The organism is Paenibacillus sp. cl130, assembly GCF_900116035.1.
Taxonomy (GTDB): Bacteria; Bacillota; Bacilli; order Paenibacillales; family Paenibacillaceae; genus Paenibacillus; species Paenibacillus polymyxa_B.
Genome location: NZ_FOYG01000002.1, coordinates 659,207 through 676,740 on the forward strand (window position 1 = coordinate 659,207; position 17,534 = coordinate 676,740).

At 49.1% G+C, this 17,534-nt stretch carries 13 protein-coding genes; 2 read left to right on the forward strand and 11 right to left on the reverse strand.

Annotation, left to right across the window (positions count from 1 at the left end; translation table 11 throughout):
- Nucleotides 1-14 precede the first annotated feature (14 nt).
- The 3 genes from addA to BM358_RS09220 form a co-directional block, all read right to left on the reverse strand.
- The gene (gene addA, locus BM358_RS09210) at nt 15-4,034 is read right to left on the reverse strand and encodes a helicase-exonuclease AddAB subunit AddA (protein WP_028540451.1); all 4,020 of its coding nucleotides are present in this window, start codon (nt 4,032-4,034) and stop codon (nt 15-17) included.
- Nucleotides 4,031-7,597 (reverse strand): helicase-exonuclease AddAB subunit AddB, encoded by a 3,567-nt coding sequence (gene addB / locus BM358_RS09215; protein WP_028540450.1) that lies wholly within the window; start codon nt 7,595-7,597, stop codon nt 4,031-4,033. The genes addA and addB overlap by 4 nt, the downstream gene beginning before the upstream one ends.
- Before the next feature lie 237 nt (nt 7,598-7,834).
- Nucleotides 7,835-9,214 (reverse strand): class I SAM-dependent rRNA methyltransferase, encoded by a 1,380-nt coding sequence (locus BM358_RS09220; RefSeq protein ID WP_028540449.1) that lies wholly within the window; start codon nt 9,212-9,214, stop codon nt 7,835-7,837.
- Nucleotides 9,215-9,357: 143 nt separating this feature from the next.
- Between BM358_RS09220 and BM358_RS09225 the strand changes: the two genes are divergently transcribed.
- Nucleotides 9,358-10,380: a Na/Pi cotransporter family protein gene (locus tag BM358_RS09225; RefSeq protein ID WP_023989500.1), complete on the forward strand. Its 1,023-nt coding sequence runs from the start codon at nt 9,358-9,360 to the stop codon at nt 10,378-10,380.
- Here the strand turns inward: BM358_RS09225 and BM358_RS09230 are convergent.
- From BM358_RS09230 to prmA, 5 genes are all read right to left on the reverse strand, one after another.
- Entirely contained in the window at nt 10,370-10,804 is a 435-nt protein-coding gene (locus BM358_RS09230) for an NUDIX hydrolase (protein ID WP_023989501.1), read from the reverse strand. The genes BM358_RS09225 and BM358_RS09230 overlap by 11 nt on opposite strands.
- Nucleotides 10,805-10,908: 104 nt before the next feature.
- Complete coding sequence (gene mtaB, locus BM358_RS09235) at nt 10,909-12,252, reverse strand: tRNA (N(6)-L-threonylcarbamoyladenosine(37)-C(2))-methylthiotransferase MtaB (protein WP_023989502.1); 1,344 nt, start codon at nt 12,250-12,252, stop codon at nt 10,909-10,911.
- Between the two features lies 1 nt (nt 12,253).
- Nucleotides 12,254-13,018, reverse strand: a complete 765-nt coding sequence (locus BM358_RS09240) for a 16S rRNA (uracil(1498)-N(3))-methyltransferase (RefSeq protein WP_023989503.1) — start codon at nt 13,016-13,018, stop codon at nt 12,254-12,256.
- A 188-nt stretch (nt 13,019-13,206) separates the two neighbouring features.
- Entirely contained in the window at nt 13,207-13,899 is a 693-nt protein-coding gene (locus BM358_RS09245) for a site-2 protease family protein (protein ID WP_023989504.1), read from the reverse strand.
- A gap of 2 nt (nt 13,900-13,901) precedes the next feature.
- On the reverse strand, nt 13,902-14,867 hold the full coding sequence (prmA, locus tag BM358_RS09250) for a 50S ribosomal protein L11 methyltransferase (protein WP_023989505.1): 966 nt from the start codon (nt 14,865-14,867) through the stop codon (nt 13,902-13,904).
- Between the two features lie 195 nt (nt 14,868-15,062).
- Here prmA and BM358_RS09255 point away from each other — a divergent pair, with 195 nt between their 5' ends.
- Nucleotides 15,063-15,482: a hypothetical protein gene (locus tag BM358_RS09255; protein WP_023989506.1), complete on the forward strand. Its 420-nt coding sequence runs from the start codon at nt 15,063-15,065 to the stop codon at nt 15,480-15,482.
- 85 nt (nt 15,483-15,567) lie between these two features.
- Here BM358_RS09255 and BM358_RS09260 read toward each other — a convergent pair whose 3' ends face one another.
- The 3 genes from BM358_RS09260 to BM358_RS09270 form a co-directional block, all read right to left on the reverse strand.
- Complete coding sequence (locus BM358_RS09260) at nt 15,568-15,753, reverse strand: YfhD family protein (protein ID WP_023989507.1); 186 nt, start codon at nt 15,751-15,753, stop codon at nt 15,568-15,570.
- 24 nt (nt 15,754-15,777) lie between these two features.
- Nucleotides 15,778-16,152, reverse strand: a complete 375-nt coding sequence (locus BM358_RS09265; protein ID WP_013311164.1) for a hypothetical protein — start codon at nt 16,150-16,152, stop codon at nt 15,778-15,780.
- A 179-nt stretch (nt 16,153-16,331) separates the two neighbouring features.
- Nucleotides 16,332-17,528, reverse strand: a complete 1,197-nt coding sequence (locus BM358_RS09270; RefSeq protein WP_025723348.1) for an NAD(P)-dependent malic enzyme — start codon at nt 17,526-17,528, stop codon at nt 16,332-16,334.
- Nucleotides 17,529-17,534: the final 6 nt, after the last annotated feature.

The window sequence follows — 17,534 nt, forward strand, 5'->3', positions numbered from 1 at the left end:
CCCTATCTATATAACTACAGCCGTACACTCTCTCCAGCTTCTAAAAAATACAGCCACTTCTCAGCAACCTTTTTGCCTGTAATCTCTTCGATCACACGGGCATACAGCTCCAATTGAAATCGATATTGGTCTGTTAAATGGGACAGTGTACGATATTCAGATATCCGATCTGTTTTATAATCTACCAGTACGAGTCCTTCAGGAGTTTCAAATAGACAGTCAATAATCCCGTTCATCAGCACCTTATCGCCGTCCTGTCTACCTTCCGAATCTGTTTCTTGTCCTGGTGACATCGATGGTAAGCTGTGGTTCCAGTAATCGGTTGCCCGCATGGTATAAGTAAACGGAAGCTCTCTTTGAACATGGGATGCTCCCAGCATTCTGCTACCCAGCTCACTAGTGAAAAAGCGTAATATTTTATCCGTATCTAGCGCCTCTGCATGAACATCCAGTAACATACGCTGATTGAGCAAACGAGCCTTGGTTTCCTCAATAACTTCGGCGCTCATCCCCCCATCTAGTGGCAAATGCAGCATCAACGTATGATAGACTGTTCCTCGTTCCGTTGGAGTCAGACGCTGATTCCCCATAAACTTAGGTCTGCGCAAGTGTAATTGACTTCCCCCAGTGTGAGAATCCTCCCGATCCTCCGGTAACTCTGCTAGTAGGGAGGTAGATAGATTCAGCCAATCGTCCGAACCCATCTCCTGCATTTCCAGCCATCTTTTCATCTCAGTAACCGATGTATTGGCTGCCGTCTTGCCAGCCCGTTCATACGGATAAATCCAGGAAAGAGCAGCTTCAATATCCGTTTCACTCTCTTCGTTCAAGTCGATTAGCTCCGCATTTCTCAGTGCTTCTGTCTTCTTTTGGCGCTCTTCTCCCGACACCTCTTCCTCATGATCTGAGTTCACACGAGAGCCGGAAAGTGTTTCCGAGGCCACGATTTTAAATAACCAGTCTGTTCCCGGCATATGTTCCAGCCTGTGATAGTACCCATCCTGATCACCTGCGGCTTCCCTCAACAAAGTAGCAGAAGGATGCCGAATCAAAGCGGGACCTACCCAGTCCAGATAGCTGCGGCCTGCCGCCAGCATATAGTCTGGTAAGACAATTTCCGTATGTTCTTTGGCACGTGCCCAACCCGCTGCGCGCGAAGCGAGATCCTTCACGGTTCCGGTCATAATCAGCTTTTCGCGCGGACGTGTAAGCGCCACGTATAACACCCGCATTTCCTCAGCCAATAGCTCCAGCTGTGAGCGTCGGCGGATCGCTAAATTAGGCAGCGTAGGGTAGCTGACACGATTTTGTTCCTCCACATATTTAGGACCAAACCCCAACTCCTTGTGCATAAGAAACGGCGCATTGAGATCCTGTTGATTGAACATTTTTGCTGTCCCGGCAATAAACACGATAGGGAATTCAAGTCCTTTACTTTTATGAATGGTCATAATGCGGACAGCCTGATCGGGTTCAGTCCCTCCGCTAATTGATCCTAAATCACCGCCTCGCTCCCGTAGACGGGAAATGAAGGTCAGAAATCGGAACAATCCTCGGTTGGACGTAGAAGTCTCATACTGTCTCGCTCGGTCATATAGCGCCCGCAAATTGCTTTGGCGCTGTGAGCCGCCAGGCAGTCCACCGACCCAATCCAGATATCCTGTTTCCTCCAGCACATTCCAAATCAATGCACTTAAGCTGCCTTGTCTGGCTTCATGCCGCCAGGCTTCCAAATTACGCAAAAATGAACGTAGTCGGGCAGACAACGTATTCCCGTCATTTCTATTACCAAAGTCAGATGAAGATAAAGAGTCCTCTGGGAAAATATCCAACTCCATGATGTCAGCTGAAATCCCTTCTTCGCTTTCTTCCAGTAGGTCAGCCTCAGCCGCCGCCAGTAATGCGCCATAAAACAATCCATCCGGCTTCTCCAACCGAATTTGTGCCAGTTCATCTTCGGTCAAGCCGACAATCGGCGAACGAAGCACGGATGCAAGCGGGATGTCCTGCTGCGGATTATCAATAATATGCAGTAGAGACAACATTACCTCAACTTCCGTTGCTTTAAAAAAGCCTGTCGTCTGCTCCCCGGAGGCCGGAATGCCCTCAAGCCGCAGTTCCTCCACAATTAGGGGGGCCCACACGCTTGCGGAACGAAGCAAAATGACGATATCACCGTAGACTGCCGGACGCATCGCTTTTAATCCTCTGTCGTAAATCAACAGTGGTTGTCCAGTGTCTCCGGTCAGTTCTTTAATCCGTTGCGCGATCGCACGAGCCTCTAACTGTGCCGTTTCTAACTCCACAAGCTCAGCCAGCTCACTTTCCTGTAAAGCAGATTCGTCCCCCGTTTCGGACAGCTCCGAAGCCTCGGAAAGACCATGTCCACCCTTATCAACTAACAACAGCTCAGGTGCGTATACAGATGCGGCGTCTTGATCCGACTGGTCGGGATAGGATGCGCCGTGTACCAGCCACGCTCGTTCATCGTACTCAATTTCCGCCACATCCACACTCATAATCTGGCGGAACACCAAATTGACCGCATCGACAACTTCCTCCCGACTGCGGAAATTACGCGCCAGATCAATTAATAAGCCATCTTCCTGCTCCTGCATGCCGTACCGTTGATACTTATTCAAAAACAGACCCGGCTCCGCCAGCCGAAACCGATAAATACTCTGTTTCACGTCGCCCACCATAAAACGGTTACCCGGTTCCTCCCGTGATACCAGCCTGACGATATCTTCCTGTACGGTATTCGTATCCTGATACTCATCCAGCAGCACCTCGTCGAATTGCGCCTTGTATTCGAGCGCAGCGTCGGAAGGTAGTAGCTTGTACGGAGTAGAATCGGGATGTCGTAATATTTTCAGACAGTAATGTTCCAAATCCCCGAAGTCCACCAGCCCTTTTGACTGCTTGTGATGTTGAAATCGTTCCCCGAATACAATCACGGTTTCTATCAATTCGTCCATCAGCGGAGCCGCGGCGTGCAGCTCCTCCCAATAGGCTTCTGCTCTCCTGCCAAACAGGGAAGCCTTCATATCTGTAATCATTTTTTTGGCTGCTTCACGCAGCGTTTTAACCCGTTCCTGCAATGCAGGCTCGGTCTGATCTTTTTTGACGGGCTTGAGCTTACCGAAGGAAGCTGTCTGAAAATGATCATATAGAGATGCCCACGGCTGTGTCTCCAGCTCCTGTAACAATCCCTTCACCATCGCCGCATCCTCTTGCAGCGTCACGGCATAAGGTGCAGGACCGCCAGGCTGCATAGCTGTTTCATGCGCCTGTTCCAGCAAGCTCGCTGCTCCACGCAATGAAAGTGCAGCATCCGCCAAAATACTGCGAACCCAGGGAGTCTCTCCCAAAGCGGCTACATCCTGTACACGAAATGCTGCCGCTGTCTCCCGCAGCCAATGTTCTGGCCAAGGATGACTTTGAGAAAAATCATACAGCCGCTGAACAAGCACGTACATTGCATCATCGGTGCGTTCTCCACTGAACCAGTCGACCAGTCTGCGGAATGTACTGCCTTCATCATGAGCCTCATATTTCTCCTCAAACAGTTCTTCTAGAAGCTCCTGACGCAGCAATTCTGTCTCATGCTCATTCATAATCCGAAAACCGGGATCAAGGGGAATGGCCTGATAATGCCTGCGGATGACCTCCATACAAAATGAGTGAAGCGTCGTAATCGAGGCCCGATTCAGCAACGATAGCTGGCGGCGTACATGCTCACTTTCCGGTTCCTGCTCCAGTACACGTTCCAACGCTTCGCGTATCCGTTGACGCATTTCGGCGGCGGCAGCCTTCGTAAAGGTCGCTACCAGTAACCGATCCACACTGAAGCCGAGCTGGGGATCGACGATTTTACGAATAATACGCTCTACGAGCACCGCTGTTTTACCAGACCCTGCCGCTGCCGCGACCAGCATGTTATTACCAGATTCCGAAATTGCACGCCACTGGTCATCACTCCACATACTGCCTTCCGGCTTCGGCATGCCTTTAGTGTTTGACGTGCCTATCATTGGTCCATTCCTCCTTTCCCTTCCTGTGTATGACCCAGCAGATTCCAGATCTGATCCTTACCGGGTTTACCCCATTGATTGTAGCCACTACCGTCCAGACTGTCGTCAAATTGACAAACAGGCTTAAAAGAACAGAAGGTACAAGCCGTCTCTTGCTGGATACGATAAGGTTCAATGGCCACATCGCCCTCTGTCATCCGTGTGCCAATCGTCCGGATATTATGACGTACCGAAGCTAGCAGGCTGTCCCACTGTTCCGGCGAAGCAACCGAAGCACTGCTATAAAAACTGCCGTCTGCTTTCACCGCAACAGGTAAAATAGAGGAATATCCCTTGTCCAATGCTGTATCCATTTGCCCAACTACATCCCGATCCGCGAGCAATAATCCCTTCATCTTAAAACGTTTTAAAAGCTCCTGACGGGCCTGTTCTGCGCTAAGACCGTTAGGCGACTGCAACATCGGATTGTGGACGTGAAAATACAGTGTACCCGCTGGATAAGCTGTCTCGCCCAACCATTCCTCCGCCGCATTCAGCAGCACATCCAGGTAGGTGAGCATCTGCAAGGACAGGCCATAGTACACTTCATGCAGCTTGAGATCCTTTTGGCTAGATTTGTAATCGATGACACGCAAAAGTAACCCCTTTTCTCCCTCTGCCACATCTACACGGTCAATCCGTCCGACAATTTCCATTACAACGCCGTTATCTAACCGGAAGCTTAACGGAGGAAGCTGCTGACCCGGCCCAAAGTCTAACTCCAGCCCAATCGGCTCAAAGCTACCTCTTCGCGCATGTTCACCTAAAATCAACGAGGCACGGCTCACGATGTCTTTCAATTTACGCAAAATGTAGCCATACCGCTTGGAGCTCATTAAAATCTCGCCTTGCAGACGAGGAGCCAAACGCTCCACTGTACTTTCCGCCTCTTGGCGGCATTCCTCCGTGCTGAGACTGCCCCAGCTGACATTGCGTTTACGCAAATTGATCGCCATCTCTCCAAGCGCTGCATGAAATAATTGTCCGATATCCGGGGCCTTCAGGCGATACATTTGACGTTCCTTCAAACGAAGACCGTGAGAGGCAAAGTGCGAAAATGGACATGCCACAAAACGTTCCATACGAGATACGCTGGTACGCAGCTTGCTGCCGTACAGACGGCGGCTCGTTTCCTTCTGCATTTCGGCATGGTTCTCGTAAAAAAGTGAGGTCAACAGCTGACGCAGCTTGTCCTTCTCACGCCCTTGCTGGCTTGCGTACCAGTTATATACCTCCCACCAAGGGGATAAAATGTCACCGCCACGCCGCCAATGCCGTAATTGCGCAATGAGCTGCGGTAAAGCCTCGGACGGATGAGAAGCATACTCCCATTGCGTCGTCCAAGCATCCCCAGGCAAAGGGTATCCAGCCAGTGGACGCTCGTCCAGACTAGGAAACAGGTGCCGCACATGTCGTACTAACTCAGACGGCAGCAACGACTTCCCTTCTTCATCAGTCACTGCATAGCTCATCCACAGGCTTTTACCGGCTGAAGTAAGGGCCGTATAAGCGAGAAAACGTTCGTCCAACAGACGTCTTGTCATATCCGGCGCCAGCTCTACGCCTCGTTCGTTTAATTCCGTACGCTCCTGCTCATTCAGCACACCGTCCTCATGGAACACAGCCGGCATCACACCTTCGTTCATACCTAGTACAAAGGCATGTTGAATACCGGACACACGTGTACGGTCCGTGTTTCCGACTAGAACCTGATCCAGAGCTGGCGGAACAAGTCCCATACGGAACTCAGCCAATCCCGTTTCCAGCACACCCGCAAACAAAGAGGTATCCAGCCTCTCATCACCCATCATTTCGACAATTTGATCCAGTAGTTCAAGCACCGCATCCCATACTTGACGATGCTCCTTCGCCTGCTCAGGTTTTCCTGCTTCCTCTGCCTGATGAATGAAGGCGTCCAGCTTGTGGCCGATTTCTGCATCCTCCAGTAACAGATATACCGCTTCACACTTCTCAAGTGCAGTTCGTGCCTTGCCGACACGTTTCTCAAACGCACGTAAAGGCGTCACGATCACATCCCGGCACAGTTCCATCAAATCCAACGTTTCATCCCGTTGACGGCTCCGTTCCTGCTCCTCCAGCTCCAGTGACAAGCTGGGCACAGCCTGCCACGGGCGACCGTCTGTCCAACGGCTGCCTTGTATTCCGCAGGCTAGTACATAGTTTTCCAAACGGTCCATCTCCTCACGACTTACCCGACCATCCAGCGGCAGGAGAAGGTCTGTTTTGACCGCACGGAATACATCCTCATATCGCCAACGACGCTGCACGATATCCAGCGAAGCCCGAATCAATTCCACTAAGGGATGATGCAAAACACTTCTCCGCTGATCCAGAAATACTGGAACCTCATATTGTTTGAATATCGGTTCCACCCATGGCTCATAATCTTCAATATGACGTACAAACAGGGCCATCTCCCGATAACGAGCGCCCTCATCTCGGGCCAGACGACGCATTTCGCGTACAGCCCCTTCCAGCTCTGCACGGCGATTAGCCGCAGTGTACAGTTTTATGCCTTCCGGCTGTTCTTCTGTCCACTGCTCTCGTAGCTGCTGCAGCCGCATCCATTGTTCCTGATTCCGTAACCCTGTACGATGTTCAAAGTTAGCCTCCAAATACGCCAACGCCGGACGCTCCTTAAATCTCGGCAGCGGATCAGGGCGCAGTAATTGTGTCTGCGTCTCTATCATCAGCTCGTCTGCCATTCCTTTGAGCTTTACATACGTAGCCGCTGAGGGATGAAACAAATCCAGCTCATGCGGAAGCTGTCCGCTCTCGTAGCTGCGGTTGCAAGTCAGCGCCACCGTCAACGAAGAAGCGTGCAGCATAAGCTGCTCCACCACCTTGTATTCATGTGGTGTAAACCTGCGGTAGCCATCCATCCAAATATCTGCCCCACGCACAAGGGAAGACTCAGCAATCTGTTCTGCCAGCATGCGCAGCGTATCTTCACCGTCAATATATTTAAGCGTCAGCTCTCGTTCAAAATCCTCATAGATTAGACTGATATCTTTGAGCTTGCCGCGCAAAATCGGAGTTGACTCTCCAGCAGCGTTCATTCGCTCCAGTTGCTCCGGTACAGACCGAGTATCATTTCCATACTGCTTTAGCTCCGTAAACAATGTATTCAACCGATCCACAAAGCCGAGCTGGTCTCCCGAATCCTTAAACAAACTCAGTTCATCCTTGCGACGACGAATAATTTTATATAAAAGCATCTTCTTGCCTTCTTCCGTTACAGGCACCAGTGCTGAACCCCCGGTTTCCTGCATAACTAAATAGGCAAGACGATGAAATCCCATCACTTGGGCGCGCACCGACCCCTGAATACCGTTTCCGGATTCTGTAAGTAACGCATGCTCAGAAGCAAATGACGATTGCTCCGGTACAAGTAACAGCATAGGCTTACCTAGCGGCTCCTCGCGTAACATAGACGTCATTTCATTGCGGATTAACGTACTTTTACCACTCCCAGAGCGGCCAATCAACAAGCGAACCGACATGATGCGGCCTCCTTTCCAACGAACAACATTCTATTAAACAGTATAGCATATCAGGCAAGGGAGAAAAGAACGTACGTTTGCCATGTTGTAGCAATTCTTCCTCCCTCTAAAAAAACAAATCAGTCCCGCAGATTGGCTTGGTGCATGCCTTCTCTACAGGACTGATTTATACCTAAACGAGTCTATTTTACCTATTTAATCACCAAAAAGGCGATTGACTTTGACCTTGTATGAAACCTACAGCTGTGTCCGGCTGCGCACCTCAAAGATGGCGAATTTCAAGTAATGGCCTTCCTCCACACCCAAAATTTGAGGATGGTCTTTACCAGCCGCTCTCCAGTCTACCAGACGAAGGATTTTGCCGGCATCTGCCGCCGCTTCCTTAATGGTATCTAAAAACAACTCTGGCCGCATATGGAACGAGCAGCTCGCAGTCACCAGATAGCCGCCCTCATTAACCAGCTTCATCCCGTGCAGGTTGATATCTTTATATCCACGTGTAGCTCCTTTGACAGCGTTCTTCGTTTTGGCAAAGGCTGGCGGATCAAGAATGACCACGTCAAAGGTGCGTCCGCCACCTGCTGTCAGCGGCTTGGATGTATCTCCTTTGCCCCCGGCTCGTGCATTGCGTTCCTCTACACCTTTCACTTGATTGCGCAAATATTGAAAAGCATCGTCGACGACAAACTCAACGCGTTCCTCAAAACCGTTCAGCTTGACATTATCCCGCGCACTTTCAATCGCATGCTCTGAAATATCAAGACAAGTTACTTTTTTAGCACCATGTTTACATGCATTGAGCGTAAAGCTTCCCGTGTGCGAAAAACATTCCAATACGGTTGCGCCATCCCAGAATGGGAATTCAACAACCTTACCACTTTTATTCACTGGCTTCATGACCGTTGTGCCCGCATCCCCTGAGTCTGCAGCTACTTCTTGTAGCGTAATTCCACTACGTGCTCCCCAACCTGTCATCAACGGTGCTATGGCCGCACGATTTTCACGCTGGTCAAAGAAATAACCCGTCTTCTGGCCCTCTACGATATCAACCTTGATTTGCAGGCCATTTTCCGTCACTACCACATGACGCGGGCAATCACCGTACAAAGGACCCTTCGTTTGTTCCAATCCTTCCAGCTCACGGATGGATACATCACTTCGCTCATATATACCAACAGGACCCACTACTTCAACGAGCGCATCCCTGATTTCTTCCCTGCGCCGATCCATGCCAAGCGTTAACAACTGCACGACTAACACATCACCAAATCGATCTACAATCAGTCCAGGCAAAAAATCAGCCTCGCCGTACACCAACCGATAAGCGTTTCCCCCGGTCACAAAACGTTCGCGGTGCTCCAGACATTTGCGAAAGCGTTGGGCAAAAAAGTTTTGATCCATTGCTTCCAGCGGCTCGTAGGACATCACACGCACTGTAATTTGTGAAGCTGGATTATAGTAACCTGTCGCCAAATAACGCCCCTGATGGTTAACGATACTGACCAAATCGCCTGCCTCTGGGTCCCCTTCGATCTTGGCTATTTCGTTTTTAAACACCCAAGGGTGTGCGTGCTCCAGCCTTTTTTTACGGCTGCGTTCTAATATTACTGAAGGCAAAATCCTTCACTCCCATTCTTGGATTACTCAAAGTCCTTAATATCGTTCCGTAAAAAAGAGCTCAGCCATGCTTGTCATGGCTGTCCCCGACAGATCATAGGCTGTTACATAAGTATTTTTACCTAGAAAAGGGGGCTATGCCCGTGTTTATACATGTTATACTCCCACTGTGCGGCGGGCTGTTTATTTTTTTGGGCGGGATGAAGCTGATGGAAGCAGCCCTCCGGCATTTAGCCGGCCCCTTCCTCACCCGCTGGCTGAACCGCGCCACAGTTTCCCCTTGGCGGGGCATGCTGTTCAGCTCAGGCATTACGGCCCTGCTGCAAAGCAGCACCGCCGTAACGGTGTTGACGATCGGACTGGTTAACGCCGGGCTGTTGACCTACGGCCGCACGCTCGGCATCATTCTCGGCACCAATATCGGCACCTGCCTGACCACTGAGCTGATGGGGCTCCAGCTTGGCATGCTGGCTGTTCCGCTGCTCTGCGGCTCACTGCTATGCTGGAGCACTGCCGTCCTGTGGGGTGAAGCTGTCCCCAATCGCCAGTATGCGTCCGCCGGAGCTTCACCCGGCTCCAATGGGCTTAGCCGTCCGCAGGCTGTACAATATATCAGCCTCGTCTTTGCTGGATTTTCGCTGATTCTGGCAGGTATCCGCGTAATGCAAACAGTCGGCCCCTGGATTGAGCAGGCCGGACTATTCCGCTGGTTTCTTGATCACGCTGCGGCCAACATGTGGTGGGCCTTCGCTGCTGGAGCCTGTCTGACCGCGCTGGTTCACAGTAGCGCAGCCGTCATTGGCATGGCGATTAGCCTTGCCGCTGCGGGAGCCTTGCCAGCCGATGTGGGGATCGCCATCGTCATCGGCTCCAATGTAGGCACCTGCGTAACCGCCCTGATTGCCGCTGTTGGCGGCAGCGTGTCCGGCAAATTTGTGGCCTGGTCCCACGTGCTGCTGAACGTAGGCGGAGCCTTGCTCTTTATGCCGTTGATCCCTGGTCTGGAGATGGCCGCTGCCTGGATATCTACCGAGCCCGGAGCTAAAGTAGCCCATGCCCAAACTCTGTTTAACGTTATTAGCTCTCTGCTGGTTTTGCCTCTCTGCTATCTACCTGTGTGGACGCGTTTAGAGGATCGTATATCTCCCCACAGAATCAAACGTTAATTCCTAGCATGGACAGCGCCTTGCTTAAAATGACATCATTATTGTCATATCCACCCTGGCGCTGGAGACGCCATGCTTCCTCAGGCGTATGCCACGCAACTCCTTTAATTTCTTCGATCTGTGCCTGTAAATCCCCATCCAGTGCCTCTACGAGATAATAGTGTACTTCTTTATCTACTTCCCCAAATTCTGGATGATGATACGTATAAGCAATCATATCTACATGCTGGATAATCCGCCCGTTCAACCCTGTTTCCTCGCGAATTTCACGTAAAGCCGTCTGTTCGATTGTTTCTCCCAACTCCATTTTCCCTTTAGCCAAGGATACCTTGCCATATCGGTCAGTAATGAGCTGAATTTCAAGTTGCTCCCCCTGTTTGCGAAACACAACGCCGCCTGCGGAAATTTCCTTTTTTGCTGCCATCCTGTAATCTCCCTTCCTTGCGCAACAAGGATTCCGTCCTCTCTGTAAGGAAAGGCGAAATCCTTGTTTGCCATCTCTATTGCCTGTTCAGGCTTTTTTTGTTCTTACAGAGCTGTTTGCAGCCCATTCTCTAGTACGCGAACCAATTGGCCTTCACTTTCATTAATGCCCGCCTTCGTCAGCTTCACGCGGCATACCTTGCCAACCAGATCCTCAGTACCTTCAAACGCCAGTTGAATATAATTGTCACTATATCCATGGAGTATGCCGCTATCTTCGGTCCCTTTCGGTGCAACTTCCGGAATGACCTCCAGTACCTGACCTACAAACTTCTCAGCATACGCCAATTGCATTTGCTCTGACAGTTGTATCAGCTCATGCACTCGTGCATTTTTCACGTCTTCGTCCACCTGATCCTCCATACGCGCCGCAGGAGTTCCACTGCGCTTGGAGTACGGGAACACGTGCATTTCTGAAAAATCGATTTTTTTCATCAGCTCATAGCCATTGCGGAACATTTCATCCGTCTCCCCAGGGAAGCCGACAATCACATCCGTAGTAATCGCTACATCTGGCATTGCCTTGCGAATCATAAGCATTTTGTTATAAAACTCTTCTGTCGTGTACTTGCGACGCATCCGTTTCAACACGGTGTCGTCCCCCGCCTGAAGCGGTATGTGAAAATGACGAACCAGCTTGGTGGAACGGTTCAGTACATCAAGCATTTTTTCATCAATCTGGCTGGCTTCAATCGAACTGATACGGATACGCTCCAGCCCTTCCACCTTCTCCAGATCCCACAACAGATCAGATAGGTCATAATTATCCATGTCGTCACCATAACCGCCAGTGTGGATACCTGTGAGTACAATTTCCTTGTAGCCTGCGTGTACCAGTTGACGCGCCTGTGCAATAATACTCGCAGCATCACGACTACGGGATAGACCCCGCGACCACGGAATGATGCAGAAGGTACAGAAGTTATTGCACCCATCCTGAATTTTCAAAAAGGCCCGAGTATGATTAGCAAAATCAGGCACATCCATTTCCTCAAATACACGCGTTTTCATAATATTGCGCACGGCGTTCACCGGTTGACGCGTTTCTTGAATTTCCTGCACGAACGGAATGATTTTGTCCCGATCCTGAGTCCCGATAACGAGATCTACGCCAGGAATATCCATAATTTCGGCAGGAGAAGTTTGGGCGTAACAGCCCGTCACTGCCACAATGGCATCTGGATTCCGGCGAATCGCGCGGCGAATGATCTGACGACTCTTTTTATCACCGGTATTCGTAACGGTACATGTATTGATAAGATAGACATCAGCAGTCTGCTCATCAAAGTCCACCTGTTCATAACCTTCATTTTTAAACAGCTGCCAGATCGCTTCTGTATCATAAAAGTTTACCTTACAGCCCAATGTGTAAAATGCCACTGACGGCATATTAAACCCCTCCCATTTCTCCTGTCTCATATAAAATGCATGCCAATGCAGCCATTCCTGCGGTCTCCGCACGCAAAATACGTCTTCCCAGTCCTGTAGACTGTGCCCCGGCCTGCTCGGCCTCCAGGCTTTCCGCTTCAGTAAAGCCGCCTTCCGGGCCTACCACCAGCAGAACACGCGGCATGTCCGTCGACGCCCATTGTCCTGCCAAAGGCTGGATTACATCCCGTAGCTGTTTACCCTGCTCTTTTTCATAACAATAACATATCAAATCATACCCAGCAAAAGAAGCCAGAAGTTCTTTCCACGTCATGGGCGCGCTAATTTCTGGAATCCGGTTACGGTGGCTTTGTTCAGCCGCTTCCTTCACAATCTTGCGCCAACGCTCCAGTCGCTTGCCTTCTTTTTTGGCATCATACTGCACGACCGTACGCTCGGACAAAAACGGTACAAACCCGGTTGCTCCGATTTCTGTACATTTTTGCATCACCGTCTCCATCTTGTCTCCTTTAGGAAGACTCTGAGCGATAGTGACCTGCACATGCGGTTCAGAGGTCATCTTCAGCGGCTCAATAATCGTCGCCGTAACATGATCCTGCTCAATCGTATCCAATGCAGCCAGCGCTTCCCTAGATATCCCGTCACTAACTATAATTTTGTCACCACTACGGCCCCGCATGACTTTAGCGATATGCCGCGCGTCCTCACCCGCGACAATCACGTGATCTTCTAGAAATTGCTCTGCCGGAATAAAATAACGCTGCATTCTCTCTCACACCTATTCCTGGATTTTGCAAAATCCTCATTCTAAAAATAACTGTTATCCACTAACGTTCCGTACAAAATCCGAATAAATCACCAAGCAACATCATATCATCTTTTGCGCCTGTATGACCAGTCTGTTCCCTCTTCTATTCAGGTTATACCTACCTATTCTCGTAAAAAAAGGAGCCCTTAGGCTCCAAACAATCCAGTGATATAAAAAGAGAACTGCAAAAACTGTATATAAATCATCTGGGCCAGCGTGTAAAGAGGTTCAATTGTTACAGCTCGAACCTGCGGAATGACCAGGATAAGCAGAAAAATAAAGATCGACCACTGTTCAAATTGCTGAAGCTTACGGCGTACAGGAGTGGGGGCCACATCTTCCACAATCCGGTATCCATCCAGTGGAGGCAGTGGGATCAAATTAAAGATAAACAAAAATAGATTTAAATTGATCAGAGCATTGATAAACAAATAGATTGCTTGAGCTACCCGTTGGTTCTCCATCCCCGGCAATACTTGAAAATGAAGGAGCACGGCATAGATCAAAGTAGTAACAAATGCAAGCAGCAGATTGCTCAGCGGACCCGCAGCCGATACGATAATGCCCATGAGGCGCGGACGGCTAAAATTGTCACGATTAACCGGAACTGGCTTGGCCCAGCCAAAGCCTCCGATCAACAGCAGCAGCGTACCCAGCAGGTCAATATGCACTGCCGGATTTAAAGTCACGCGCCCAAGTAGCTTGGCCGTAGGGTCACCAAATTTATTGGCATAATACGCATGTGCAAACTCATGAACCGTGAACGATATGATCACAGCCAGTAAATAAAAGGGAAGAACATTTAAATTTACACGAAAAATATTTTGTAGAAAATCCATACTTACCTCTTTCTCGCCACAAACGCCAGCCAATCTTCATCCCGGCTTATTTCGGCAATCTCAAAGCCAGCTGCTTTCAAAGCAGTTTCGACAACCTCTTCTTTGTTCTTCCAAATCCCTGAAGCAATATAAATACCACCTGGTTCCAGGGCTTTATATACATCATCAATGAACAGCAGAATAATCTCTGCCAATATATTAGCTACCACTAGCTTGACCGGTAACTGGATACCCAGCGTTGGATCGCTTGCATTAAGCACAGATAGCAAATCACTTTCTTTAATGGTGATGCGTTCCTCCAGTCCGTTCAAACGCGTATTTTCCCGCGCACTGGATACTGCCACCGGGTCCAAATCCAAGGCAAGTACATGCTTCGCTCCCAGCTTTACAGCTCCAATGGCCAAAATACCGGAACCCGTGCCGACATCAATAACTTCTTCTCCACCCTTAATCACAGACTCCAGCGTTCTCAGACAAAGGGATGTCGTAGGATGCGTTCCGGTCCCAAAGGCCATACCAGGGTCCAGCTCAATGATTTTTTCCTCTTCACTCGCAGGCTCATAGTCTTCCCAAGTGGGTTTAATCGTCAGACGGTCCGACACACGCAAAGGCTTGAAATATTGCTTCCAAGCATTTGCCCAGTCATCCTCATCAACTGTTTTCAGCTCATACTGAACCTCACCAGGATCAATATCGAAAGTTCTCAATTCTTCGACGCGCGGCTCAATCTGCGAACGAATACGATCCATATCCACTTCTTCGGCAAAATAGCCTTTGATGATCGCTTGTCCTTCAGGTATGTCGTTCAAAGGCCGATCATACCACTGTCCATAGGACGTATCCCGCGGCTTGTTGAGCGAACCGGATTCTTCAATGGAAACCCCTCCTGCACCTGCTTCGTGCAGAAAATTCGAAATCATTTCGATGGCTTCTTCGGTTGTATGTATTGTAATTTCATTCCACAACATGGTTTTCATTTCCTCCTCATTTCACATGCATACATTACATTGTACTATATACATGCACAGGAGTTCAAAAAAGCTAATATTATCGAAGTTCAAAATATTTTTTGTAGAGCTTGTATATATTGTCCACTCTTTTAGTCCAAGCACCCTTAACTCTAGTACATACAATACAATATACTAGAAAAGGAGTGATTTAGTATGGCAAAGACGGTGTTAGATTATAATGCCAGTGTTATTACACCTATCACTAATGGTATAAATCTTCCTGTTCCGATTTCTCCAGCCGGACTTGGAATTGCTACGACGTCTGTATTTATTGATCCTGCTATTTCTGGAGCTGTCAACAACCGAGTAGAGTTAAAAGCCTCGATTGGACTACGCTTTGTCGGTGCCGGCAACATTAGAGTGCTTGTACGGATTTGGAGAGCCGGCAAGGAAATTTATTACGGACTGGAATCCAATGTCTTCGATAACAATATTATTCTTAATGTCGAAACGGTAGACGTTGCGCCTCTGGGCGTACAAAACTACCAACTGATTATTGAAAATCAAACGCCTGCGACTACTGCTTTCGTCGCCGGTCCTCTTGTTTTTAGTGCAACAGCATACAGCGGATAATGAATAGAAAAAGGAAAGAACACAAATAAGACGGGCTATCCCACAAATCATCCTTATTAATGGAGATAACCCGTCTTATTAAATTCTACTCATTGTCGATTATGATACGCTGCTGACGACGGTCAGCTACTTCGCTACGCCGGATCGCTTCTAGATCCTCAGCATCTGCCTGATCTGCCGAGAACTCTACATCTTCATTTTTAGCAGATTGCATGCGTTTGATTTTCTCCGTTTTGGTCAGCACTTTATCAAACCGTTTGTTTTTGGACATCGGTCACTACTCCTTCCAAACTTTTCACAGCATTCCACCCGCTTGTTCCACGATGGACATCGCCTGATGATGAATGGATTCATCCACCACAGCAGTCAACAAAATATCACGGCCCGTCGGTCCGCCCTGTCCTCCATCACTCATGCCACTGGCGGACGGATCAGCTGCAGCCAGTATTGCTGGAGTTGCATCTGTAAAGTCCACGCCCTGTGTCAGTGAGGACAAGCTGCTAATCTGTCCTGAAAATACAGGCAATCCGGCGTTGCCAGTAGACTGCCGCGGATACCGGCTAAATCGGTCTATCGACACATCGGCTACCCGGAGAGCTTCCAGTTTTCTAGCGGCTCCCTGTGCTTCCTCAGGACTTTTGAAATACGCCAAAATATTTTTTTCGCCCATCTCAAAATCTCCCTGTGTAGTATTGAGCGCAACTGCTCTTCAAGAGCATAGAGCGTTACGCTTTGTTATATCCTGCTCATTGGCACGATTTTATATTCCCTACGAAGGCTAGACGGATCAGGCGGTATCGAGAACAGCAGGCCAAGACTGTGAACCATAGTTTGTGAAGAATATAACTTTTACGGGTGTAAAGTAGCAGCCGGAGCTTCACCTGACTTGGCCACTCCTGTCTCCCATGCAGCACGAATGACAGCATCCCGTACCTTTTGAACCACCTTCGGATTAAAAACATTCGGTATGATATAAGTTTCACTTAGCTCCTCAGGACAGATCGCATCAGCGATGGCAAGTCCGGCAGCTAGTTTCATTTCCTCATTAATCGTCGTAGCATGGCAATCTAGAGCACCCCGGAAAATTCCCGGGAAGCATAGCACATTGTTAATTTGATTTGGAAAATCGGAGCGGCCAGTAGCAAGCACACGTACATGAGGTGCGGCTACAGCCGGATCAATTTCCGGCTTCGGATTCGCCATGGCGAACACGATAGGATCAGTTGCCATGCTCTGTATATCCTCCACAGTCAGTATATTCGGGCCTGACACACCGATGAATACATCAGCTCCCACAATCACATCGGATAAACTTCCACTTAAATTGTGCGGATTAGTCATGTTCGCATACTCTGTCCAATGCGGGTTACTGTACTCCACGTCACGATGAATAGCTCCCTGTCGATCAACGCCAATCAGATTGCGCACACCTGCCTTAAGCAGCATACGGGAGCAGGCCATACCCGCCGCACCGATCCCTGCAAATACAACTTTGACATCCTCCATTTTTTTGCCACATACCTTTAATGCATTGACCAGACCCGCTAATACAACGACTGCCGTACCATGCTGATCATCATGAAATACTGGAATGTCCAGTTCCTGCTTCAACCGTCTCTCGATTTCAAAACAGCGTGGCGAAGATATATCTTCCAAATTAATGCCGCCAAAGGCAGGAGCAATCATTTTGACAATTTGAACAATTTCATCAGCGTCCTTCGTGTTGAGACAGATTGGGAAGGCGTCAACACCTGCAAATTGTTTGAACAAGACTGCTTTACCCTCCATCACAGGCATAGCGGCCTCCGGTCCGATATCTCCTAATCCAAGTACCGCAGTTCCGTCTGATACGACTGCTACTGTATTCTTTTTGATCGTTAATTGATACGCTTTGGCTGGGTCATTGGCGATTTCCATACAGATTTCAGCTACACCCGGCGTATAAACTTTGGACAGCCCCTCCATCGTTTCAATTGGCTTCTTTGGTAAGGTCTCCATTTTGCCACCTGCGTGTAATTCTCTAATTTCATCTATTAAACTGCTCATATTTTT